The sequence below is a fragment of the Pseudomonas sp. AC247 genome (assembly GCF_979258015.1).
Window position 1 is genome coordinate 3,614,357 of record NZ_OZ409829.1, and the last position, 10,664, is coordinate 3,625,020.

General features: G+C 58.7%; 5 protein-coding genes. 4 read left to right on the plus strand and 1 reads right to left on the minus strand.

Features of this window, described 5'->3' with window-relative positions; genetic code table 11:
* Window positions 1-2: 2 nt before the first annotated feature.
* The 4 genes from pvdO (at window position 3) to ACZZ0B_RS16445 (ending at window position 7,755) form a co-directional block, all read left to right on the plus strand.
* Window positions 3-911 (plus strand): dihydropyoverdine dehydrogenase, encoded by a 909-nt coding sequence (pvdO, locus tag ACZZ0B_RS16430; RefSeq protein ID WP_008088619.1) that lies wholly within the window; start codon window positions 3-5, stop codon window positions 909-911.
* Between the two features lie 84 nt (window positions 912-995).
* Entirely contained in the window at window positions 996-2,654 is a 1,659-nt protein-coding gene (locus ACZZ0B_RS16435) for a cyclic peptide export ABC transporter (protein ID WP_008088617.1), read from the plus strand.
* 36 nt (window positions 2,655-2,690) lie between these two features.
* A complete protein-coding gene (locus ACZZ0B_RS16440; protein ID WP_463545783.1) occupies window positions 2,691-6,842 on the plus strand; it encodes an amino acid adenylation domain-containing protein in 4,152 nt (1,383 codons plus the stop codon).
* A 175-nt stretch (window positions 6,843-7,017) separates the two neighbouring features.
* On the plus strand, window positions 7,018-7,755 hold the full coding sequence (locus tag ACZZ0B_RS16445; RefSeq protein WP_052635329.1) for a hypothetical protein: 738 nt from the start codon (window positions 7,018-7,020) through the stop codon (window positions 7,753-7,755).
* A gap of 81 nt (window positions 7,756-7,836) precedes the next feature.
* Here ACZZ0B_RS16445 and ACZZ0B_RS16450 read toward each other — a convergent pair whose 3' ends face one another.
* Window positions 7,837-10,317: a TonB-dependent siderophore receptor gene (locus ACZZ0B_RS16450; RefSeq protein WP_008088613.1), complete on the minus strand. Its 2,481-nt coding sequence runs from the start codon at window positions 10,315-10,317 to the stop codon at window positions 7,837-7,839.
* Between the last annotated feature and the right edge of the window lie 347 nt (window positions 10,318-10,664).

A 10,664-nucleotide genomic window follows, 5' to 3' on the forward strand; every position in this document is an offset into this window, starting at 1 on the left:
TGATGAACAGTGAGCTGCGTAATTTTTCCCTGAAATCACTTCCTGCGCTGGGCCTGGCGGCCTTGCTCGCCAGCGTGTTACCGGGCACTGCGCAAGCGGTTGAACCGCTCAAGCCGGGCAAAGTATTCAAGGATTGCAAGGACTGCCCGGAAATGGTCGTGCTGCCCACTGGTACCTTCACCATGGGCACCCCGGATGACGAAGTTGGCCGCGAGCCGGATGAAGGTCCGATGCACCCGGTGACCTTTGCCAAACCGCTGGCAATCAGCCGCTTCCAGGTGTTGAGGGGCCAATGGGACGCCTACCTGAAGGACACCGGCTATCAAATGCCCGATGGCGACGATCGCCCGGGCCGCACGTGCAAGGCCGGCATTCCCGATTACCAGGGCAGCGATCCACGCAAGCAGTACACCGATAAACATCCAGCCGTGTGCATGGACTTCGCCGAGGTCAATGCGTATGTCGCCTGGCTGTCGAAGAAGACCGGCAAACAATACCGCCTGGTCAGTGAGTCGCTGCGCGAATACGCCGCGCGCGCCGGCAGCAGCGGGCCCTTCCCTTTCCCGTTCGATGAGGGCAAGGAATACAGCATCGCCAAACACGCCAACACCTATGGTGCCGCTGACGGCTACAACTTTACCGCGCCGGCCGGCAGCTTTCCGGCCAACGCCTTTGGCGTCTACGACATGCACGGCAACGTGTATGAGTGGACGGCCGATTGCTACAACGAAAACTACGTCGGCGCACCCGGCGATGGCAGCGCCTGGCAAGCCGGCGACTGCAAGATCCAGCGCATTCGCGGCAACGACTGGGGCGAAGCGCCGGTGTTCTCACGTTCCGGCAATCGCAACGCGGTGTATCCCAAGGTGCGCGGCGACTGGCTGGGCTTTCGCGTAGCCCGCGACCTCTGATCCACCTGGCGCCGGCCTGCCCGCCGGCGCCTTGCGTCTCTTTCGAATCATCGCCGCAAGCGGCCTCCAACAGCGGAATACCCCATGACCACTAAATCCCGTGGCGCCATCAGCGAAGTTCTCAGTCTGCTCAAGCCCTATCGGCTGGTGGTGATGTTGTCGATCATGCTCGGCATGGTCGGCGGCCTCAGCGTCACGGCGTTGCTGGCCACGATCAACGATGCCCTGAATGCCAATGGCAGCCCTTCGCTCAGTGTGCTCGCCAGTTTTGCCGGCCTCTGCGCGCTGGCGTTGCTGAGCTCGATTCTGTCCGACATCGGCACTAACCATGTCGGCCAACACATCATCGCCGGCCTGCGCAAATCCCTCGGCGAAAAGGTCCTGCTGGCGCCCATTGAACAGATCGAACGCTTCCGTAGCCATCGCTTGATTCCGGTGTTGACCCACGACGTCGACACCGTCAGCGATTTTGCGTTTTCTTTCGCGCCACTGGCGATTGCCTTCACCGTGACCCTTGGCTGCCTGGGCTATCTGGCTTACCTGTCGGTGCCGATGTTCGCCCTGTTGCTGGTCGCGATCATTATCGGCACCGTCGTGCAGTATGTCGCCAGGGCCAAGGGCATCAAGGGCTTTGAAGCCGCTCGTGAAGCCGAAGACGAATTGCAAAAGCACTACAGCGCCATCGCGGCCGGCGCCAAGGAACTGCGCATCCATCGCCCGCGTCGCCAGCGCATGTTCAGCCAGCGCATCGAAGGCACGGCGGATTACATCTGCAACACGCACATCCGTTCGATCAACACGTTCGTGGTGGCCAAGACCTTCGGTTCGATGCTGTTCTTTGTGGTAATCGGCCTGGCCCTCGCCCTGCAATCTTTCTGGCTGGGCACCGATAAAGCCGTGCTCAGTGGTTTCGTCCTGGTGCTGCTGTACATGAAGGGTCCGCTGGAATATCTGGTCACCACCCTGCCGGTGGTCAGCCGCGCCAATATCGCCTTCAAGCGTATCGCTGACCTGGCTGAACAATTTTCTTCGCCCGAGCCGCATCTGCTGCTCAGCGACACCGCGATGGCCAAGCCTGTGGTCGAGCACCTGGAATTGCGCGACGTGCATTACGCGTTCCCGGCAGTCGACAACAACAAACCGTTCACCCTGGGCCCGGTCAACCTGTCGATCAGCCAGGGCGAAATCGTTTTCATCGTTGGCGAAAACGGCGGCGGCAAGACCACGCTGATCAAATTGCTGCTGGGGTTGTATGCGCCCAAGGGCGGGGAAATCATCCTCAACGGTGCTCCGGTCGTCGCCGAAAATCGTGACGACTATCGTCAGTTGTTCACGACGATTTTTGCCGACTACTACCTGTTCGACGAGCTGGTGCAGGGCGACCAACAAGTGCCTGAAGACGCCAACCGTTACCTCGAGCGCCTGGAAATCTCGCACAAGGTCAGCATCCGTGACGGCGCGTTCAGCACCACTGACTTGTCCACCGGTCAACGCAAGCGTTTGGCGCTGCTGAACGCTTGGCTGGAAGAGCGTCCGGTGCTGGTGTTCGACGAATGGGCGGCCGACCAGGACCCGGTGTTCCGGCGAATTTTCTACACCGAGCTGTTACCGGAACTCAAATACCTGGGCAAGACCATCATCGTGATTTCCCACGACGACCGTTATTTCGACGTCGCCGACCAACTGGTGCGCATGCAAGGCGGCCAGGTCATCAGCGAAAAAGTCCCGGCAGCGGCTTGCTGAGCCGCACCTGCCCTTGTCGAATGTTTAGAGAAAACCATGAACGAACTTCTTGATGATGACCTGCTGGCCTTGCTGCTGGCCGATGCCGACGCGACGGATGCGGATCAGCCCACTGCGCTGCGCAGCCGTCTGGATCAGGCACCGTTGTCGTATGCCCAGCAACGTCTGTGGCTGGTGCAGCAACAAGCGCCGGCGAATGCCGCCTATAACCTGCCCCGTGCCTTGCGCCTGGACGGCGACCTGGATCCGCAGGCGCTGGAAAACGCGCTCAATGCGGTGATCGACCGCCACGACATTCTGCGCAGTGCGTTTCGTGAAATCGACGGCGTCCCGGTGCAAGTGGTCGAGCGCTCGACGCGCCTGAATCTCAAGCGCCAGGACCTCGTCAGCCTCGACGCAGAAACGCGCGAGATGCACCTGCAACAACGCGTTCAGACCCAGGCCTTGCAGCCGTTCGACCTGAGCCGCGCACCGCTGATTCGCACCACTCTGATCAAGACCGGTGAACGCACACATGTGTTGCTGCTGAACATGCACCACATCGTTTCCGATGCCTGGTCGAACGCTATCCTCATGCAGGACCTGGCCCGCGCCTATGCGCAAGCCAGCGCCGGCATCAGCCCGACGCTGAGCGAGTTGCCGATCCAATACAGTGACTACGCACAATGGCAACGCGGCGAATATCTCGACAGCGTGGCCTGCAAACGCGCCGATCATTACTGGCGCCAGTATCTGGGTCGCGATCTGCCAGTGCTGGAGTTGCCAACCGATCACGCACGCAGCGAAGGACAGCAACATCTCGCCGGCCGGCATTCCTTCAGCCTTGCGTCGAGGGATGTGCAAGCCCTGAACAGCTTCTGCCAGCGCGAGGGGCTGACCCCGTTTGTGGTGGTCATGGGCGCCTGGCAACTGCTGTTGAGCCGCTACAGCCAGCAACGCGAGTTCACCGTGGGCGTGCCCAACGCCAGCCGCAATCGCAGCGACAGTCAGGAACTGGTAGGTTTCTTCGTCAGTAGCCAGGTGTACAAGGCAAACCTTGATGGCCAACAACCGGTGCGCGACTTTCTGCAAAGCTTGCGCGCCCACTCGCTGGCGACGCTGGAGCATGCCGATTACCCGCTGGAGTTGCTCTTCGATCAGTTGCAACGCGGCAGCGCCGCATCGCTCAATCCGCTGTTTCAAGTGCTGCTCAACTGGCGCACCGGCGGTGCCGAACCGGCCGCAGTGGAATGGGGCGGGTTGCACCTGCAATTTCTCGATGCCGGTGAAAGCCAGGCGAAATTCGATTTGTCGCTGGACGTTGATTTCAGCCCGCAAAGCCTTGTCGCGACCTTCGAATACAGCCGCGACCTGTACACCCCGGCGACCGTCGAGCGCATGGGTCGTCACTGGCAAAACCTGCTGCAACAATTGCTCCAGGCCCCTGGCCTGCAACTGAACGAGCTGCAACTGCTTGACGCGCAGGAACAGCAGCAGACTCTCGCCGAATGGAACCCGCAACAGACCCGAATCAATCCGTCGTTGTGCCTGCACCAGTTGATCGAAGCACAAGTGGCACGGGCCGGTGATGCCATCGCGCTGACCTTCGGCGAGCAGCAGGTCAGTTACGCCGAACTCAATCGCCAGGCTAACCGGCTGGCACATCAGTTGATCGCCCACGGCGTCGGCGCGGATGTGCTGGTGGGTATCGCTGCCGAACGTTCACCACAGATGCTTATCGGCCTGTTGGCGATTCTCAAGGCGGGCGGTGCCTACGTGCCGCTGGACCCGGCCTACCCGGCCGACCGTCTTGCCTACATGATCGAAGACAGCCGCATCGACTGGGTCCTGACTCAGGCACACCTGCGCGAACAATTGCCACTGCCGCCCCACGTGCGCTGCGTGCTGCTCGATGATGAAGCGGCCCTGGCCGATCACCCCGAACACAATCCAAACGTTGCCATGCAGCCGGACAACCTGGCGTACGTGATCTACACCTCCGGCTCGACCGGCAAACCCAAGGGCGCGCTGCTGCCGCATCACAACGTGGTGCGTTTGTTCAAAGCCACCGAAGGCTGGTTCGGCTTCGATCAGCACGATGTCTGGAGCCTGTTCCATTCCTACGCATTCGATTTCTCGGTGTGGGAGATCTTCGGTGCGTTGCTGTATGGAGGACGTCTGGTGATCGTGCCGCACGCGGTCAGCCGTTCGCCACAAGACGTGTACACCCTGCTCTGCGAAGAAAAAGTCAGCGTGCTGAACCAGACGCCGTCGGCGTTCAAACAGTTGATGAAAGTCGCCTGCTCCGCCGACCAGACGCTGACGCAACAGCTGCGTTACGTGATTTTCGGCGGCGAAGCGATCGAAGTGAAAAGCCTGCGCCCGTGGTTCGAACGCTTTGGCGATCATGCACCGCAACTGGTCAACATGTACGGCATTACCGAAACCACCGTACACGTGACCTATCGTCCATTGTCGATGGCCGACCTCAATACCGAATCGGCCAGCCCGATCGGCGTGCCGATCACCGATCTGTCCTGGTACTTGCTCGATGAAGCACTCGAACCGGTCGCCAAAGGTTGCACCGGCGAGCTGTACATCGGTCGTGCCGGACTCGCTCGCGGTTACCTCAACCGCACCGACCTGACCTCCACGCGGTTCATTCCCGACCCGTTCGACAGCGTTCCTGGCGGGCGTCTGTACCGCACCGGTGATCTGGCGAAGTACTGCAACGACGGCAGCATCGAGTACGTCGGACGCATTGATCATCAGGTAAAAATTCGCGGTTTCCGCATTGAACTCGGCGAAATCGAGGCCCGTCTGCTCGATCAGCCTGAAGTTCAGGATTGCGCCGTGCTGACCCACGAAGGCCCTGGCGGCTTGCAACTGGTGGCCTATGTCATCGCCGATGACTCGGCGGATCTGCGTGACCGGTTGATCTCTGCATTGCGCGCGCAACTGCCCGACTACATGGTGCCCAGCCACTTACTGTTCCTCGAACGTTTCCCGCTCAACGCCAATGGCAAACTCGACCGCAAAGCCCTGCCCGAGCCGGACGCCAGCCTCTGGCAACGCACCTACGTGGCGCCGGCCAATCCGCTGGAGCAGGCCCTCGTCGCACTCTGGCAACAGTCGCTGAACATTGAACGCGTGGGGGTTACCGACAACTTCTTCGAACTCGGCGGGCATTCGATCCTGGCGATCCAGCTGATCGGCCAGCTCAAGGCTCAGCTGAACATCGAGGTGCGCCTGCAAGCGCTCCTGGCCAATCCGACCATTGCCGAGCTGTCGGCGTTCATCGCCCGCCAGCACTTCGAAAGCGCGCAATGCGTGGTCGAACTCAACAGCGCACCTGCCGATGCGCCGGCCCTGTTCTGCCTGCACCCAAGCGGTGGCTTCGTGTTCTGTTATCAGCCGCTGGCCAAACGTCTGAACGCAGGCAACAAAGTCTACGGCGTGATGCATCGTGGCTTTTCGGAGCAGCACAACGACGAACAGACCTGGGCGCAAATGATCGCCGCGTACAGCCGAGAAATCGTCAGCACTCAGCCACAAGGGCCTTACCATCTGATGGGCTGGTCGTTGGGCGGTGCACTGGCAATGGACATCGCCGCCACGCTGGAAAGTCAGGGCCATGAAGTGGCGTTTCTGGGGCTGGTCGACGGTACCATTCCAGCGGTGGCCTTTCCGGCCGACATGCCGCGCTTCCAGCGGGTCGATGAGGAAGCACTCAGCGGCACAACTGAGGAAGTGCTCGACGCCGTGCATTACTTCAACCTGCTGTTCCCGACCCTGGCGCTACGAACCGCCGCCTACCTGCAAGCATCACCGCAGGGCACGGTCAAAGATTTTTACGACTGGGCCGCCGGTCAGATCGAGCCGGGTCAGGGCGATGTGTTGGCCATCGTGCAGAGCATCAAGAGTGAAGTCATGAACGCCCAGGCGTTCTCGGTGCATGACCGACTGGTAGAAGCGTTCGAGACCTTCACCTACAAACCGCTGCGGGTCAAACCGAGCTGCTGGTGGGCCGTGCCGGAAAAAACCGCAGAAGAACTGGCGTTCAGCCAGGCTTTGATCCAGCGCTACAGCCAGTCCGGCGAGCTGAACTGCTCGCACCTGGTGCCACTGGAACACCGCAGCATGATCTTCCAGGATGAATTGCTCGATTCCCTGATCAAAACATTCCTGAACAGTAGCCAGGCTCGCTGAGCCTCTGTGCAAACCGAAAACCCCGGCAATCCTGGATTGGCGGGGTTTCCTTTTTTAAAAGCCAATACCTCAAAGATAGGGTTTGCAGCTCCTCAGGCCCTTGCTACGCTAGAAAAATACCTCTCCTCTGACGTACGCACTACGTGTGACGGCGATCCAACCTCAAGACTATTTTATGACCGAGAAAGTTAAACGATTACAACCTTTGGGTAGCGTTCTGCGCGAACTGTATTTGAAATCCGGAAACGAATGTGCCTTCCCTGAGTGCGAGAAGAGAATAATGGCCGCCAACGGGGATTTCATCGGTCAACTTTGCCATATAGAAGCCGCAGAGGAAGGCGGTCAGCGTTTCAACGTAAATGGATCAAACGCACAGCGACGGACGTTTCAGAACTTGCTTCTGATGTGTTACGAGCATCATGTCGTCACTAATGACACGAGCATCTACGACGTTGCCGCCATGAGAAAAATAAAAAGTACTCATGAAGAAAAGTACAGCAACGTCGTTGCAAAAATACAACAGTCCTCAAATACGGATATAGAGAACGGGGCTCCCATTCTAATAAAAAGACATCTGGATACAGGAACGCAGAAAGAATCCAGATATCACGGTCTCGCTGTGAGGCAAGCCACTCCCGCATTGGCAACCTTCGAATTTGAATGCACTTACGGTGGATCCGCCAGCTCGAAGATTCTCAACCACACTGAAATCTTCACAAAAATCGATCCCGTTAATTTTGAGGTTGGCGACACCGTCACGATCATTGCCGACCTCCATCTTTACGACGAACAATATTTATTCAGCCCCCTAACTATCAAAGAACCGCTAAGAATCGCCTGCATTACCAAACAAGGTAAAAAAGCAATCATTGAACTTGAGTTCGACGGTTACAAAGTGGAACAACGACTTTAGTCCGAACCCTGGGAGCAACAAATTCTGGGCAATAAAAAACCCGGCCTGCCAATGCAAGCCGGGTTTTTCATTGCCGGAGAATCAGAACTGCGGTTTGTACGTCACGCTGAACATCACGTTGCGCGGGTCGCCGTAGTAGCTGTTGCTGTTGATCTGGGCGAAGGCCGGAACGATGTAACGCTTGTCGAACATGTTGTTCAGGTTGACCGCCAGGTTGACCTCGTCGGTGGCCTGGTAGGCAACGCGCGAACCCCAGATGGCGAAGCCCGGCAGATCGAAGCTGCGGTCGAAGCTGAGCGTGCTGCTCTGGGCGTTTACACCGGCACCAACGCTGACTTTGTTGAAGTCACCCGGCAGAGTGTAATCACCCCACAGGCGGAACATGTGCATGGGTGTGCCGGTGGCAAAGCGCTTGCCTTTCAGCTCGGCATCTTCGAGGAACTTGGTGGTGTTATAGGTGTAGCCGCTGGAGATCTGCATGCCATCGAACAGTTCACCGGCAATTTCCGCTTCCAGACCCTGACTGCGGACCTTGCCCGACGCCAACGAGCAGTACCAGCCGCCACAGGCTTCCGGACTTTCGATATCGGTGGAAAGATCGGAGACCGCGCGGTTTTTCTGGATGTAACGGAACAATGCCAGGGAGGTATTGAAGCGGCCATCCATCAGTTCGCCCTTGATACCCAGCTCATAGTTGGTGCCTTCGACAGGCTTGAGCGCAGTCTTTTCCTTGGTCAACTGGGTTTGCGGAATGAACACCTCGGCAACGCTGCCGTAAGCAGACCATTGCTCGTTCAGCGCATACACCATGCCGACGTAAGGGGTCACACGACCGGTGCTGGTGATCGAGTTCTTCTCGCCACCTTCCTGCAGTTCGCGGGCGAAGTAGTTGTCCTGGTCAAAGGAGAAGTCATACCAACTGGTGCGCGCGCCCAGGATCAGGGTCAACGGCTCGGTCAGGTTGACCTTCCAGCTGCCGTATATGCCTTTCTGACGAACATCGTAGGTGCTCACGGCCAGGTTGGCCGCGTCAGCGATCATGTCGAATGATTTTTGCGGACGGTTGTGATCAATGTCGAAGACGTCCACGCCCGGGGTGAACTGGCGTGCGTATTTGTCATCGCTGGTGAACTTGGAGTAGTTGGCACCCACGGTCAGACCCTGTTTGAAACCGAAGCCCTCAAACTGGCCATCGACGTACACGTCGAACGCACGGTTTTTGTTGGCGAAGTCCGTCGCGTAGTCGGAAAAACGCGGGCCGGTGCTTCCACCGACCGGAACCACGCCAGCGATAAACTGGTAGGTCGCCTCGTTCGATTCGTTCATGGCGATGGCCGATGCCTTTATTTTCCAACTGTCGTTGAAGTGGTGTTCAAGGTCAGCGTAAACGGCAGTCTGGTCGTTCATCGAACGGTTCCAGGTGGCACCGGTGTAAGTCGAACGCGGCAGATTGATGTTGCTGGCGTCAGCGTAGCGCGGCAGACCCAGCAGGTACGGACGACCGTGGCTCTTCTTGTTGCTGAAGCCGATACCCAGCACAGTGTCTTCGTCCAGATCGAAGTCCAGAGCGCCGTAGACGGTCTGTTCCCAGTTCCAGGCGTAGTCGGTGAACGAGTGATCTTTTTCGTAGTTGACTACCGCACGGCCGCGAATGGTACCGGCATCGTTCAACGGGCCGCCAACGTCAGCCTGCGAGGCATAGCGATCCCAGCTACCCGCCTTGCCGGTCAGGGTGACAGTCGGCGTCGCCTGACCGCGCTTGCGCACCATGTTGATCGCACCGCCGGGACTGTTGGCACCCTGCAACAGGCCGGCCGCGCCACGGATCACTTCCATGCGGTCGTAGATCGCCATGTTTTCGGTGATGTAGCTACCTAGCGCATAAACGTTACGCGGGATCGGCACGCCGTCGTACTGGATCGCTTCGATGTCGAAACCACGGGAGTAGATGAAAATACCCGGGCCAGGCGATTTCAGCGCCGTCAGACCGGTGGTGGCTTCAACGGCTTGTGTCAGGTTGGTGACGTTCTGGTCATCCATGCGCTTGCGGGTCAGGACGCTGACCGACTGCGGGATATCCTTGAGTTTCTGCTGGCCCTTGCCAATCGTCACCGCGCCGGTGGTGTAGGAGTTGGTGCCTTCGGTGGTGGCGCCCATTGCGGCGGCGTTGATGGTGGTGGCACCCAGCTCCATGCCTTTGGTGGTGCCACTGCGCACCAGCATGAGGGTGTTGCCTTCCACGGTGAAACGCACATCGGTGCCACGCAGCAATTCGCCGATCGCCGCCTGAGGCGTCATGGAGCCTTTGACCGCAAAGCTTTTCAGGCCAGCCATGTCATCGGCGTTGTAGATGACCTGCATGTTGCTCTGCTCGCCGAACGCTTGCAGAGCCTGGGGCAGCGATTGAGCCGCGATGTTGAAAGACTTGTCCTCGGCGTGCACCTGAGCGCTGAGCGGCAACAGGCACGCCATGCTCAATCCCGCCATCACGGAGCGCGAGCGCAACGTTCGGGACATCACCAAGGCCTTGAACAGGGGTTTCAATTCGTGAATTGCGGACATTGTGCTCTCTATTATTGGTCGAAGTGGAAAAGCCAGCGGGCCGCCAGGCGCCCTTGAAAATGCACACCCGCCGCGCAATCGTTCACTCATGTGAATCGATCGACTGGCCCCTCCCCGGGCAGCAGTCGCACGCGCCAGGCGCGGGCCGGTGATGGGAATGCATGAAAAATCCGTGTGTCGCCGCGTGGTCCCAGCCAACGGCAAAGCCCTTTTTGCGAGTTGCTTCACGCGCTTACGTTAGTAAGACGGTACAGACCGATAAAACCGGAATGCGTTTGTTTATCATTTGTGAAATAAATTAAAAAAAACCGCCGCGGTCAGGCGGCGGTTTGTTTATCGATGAGCTA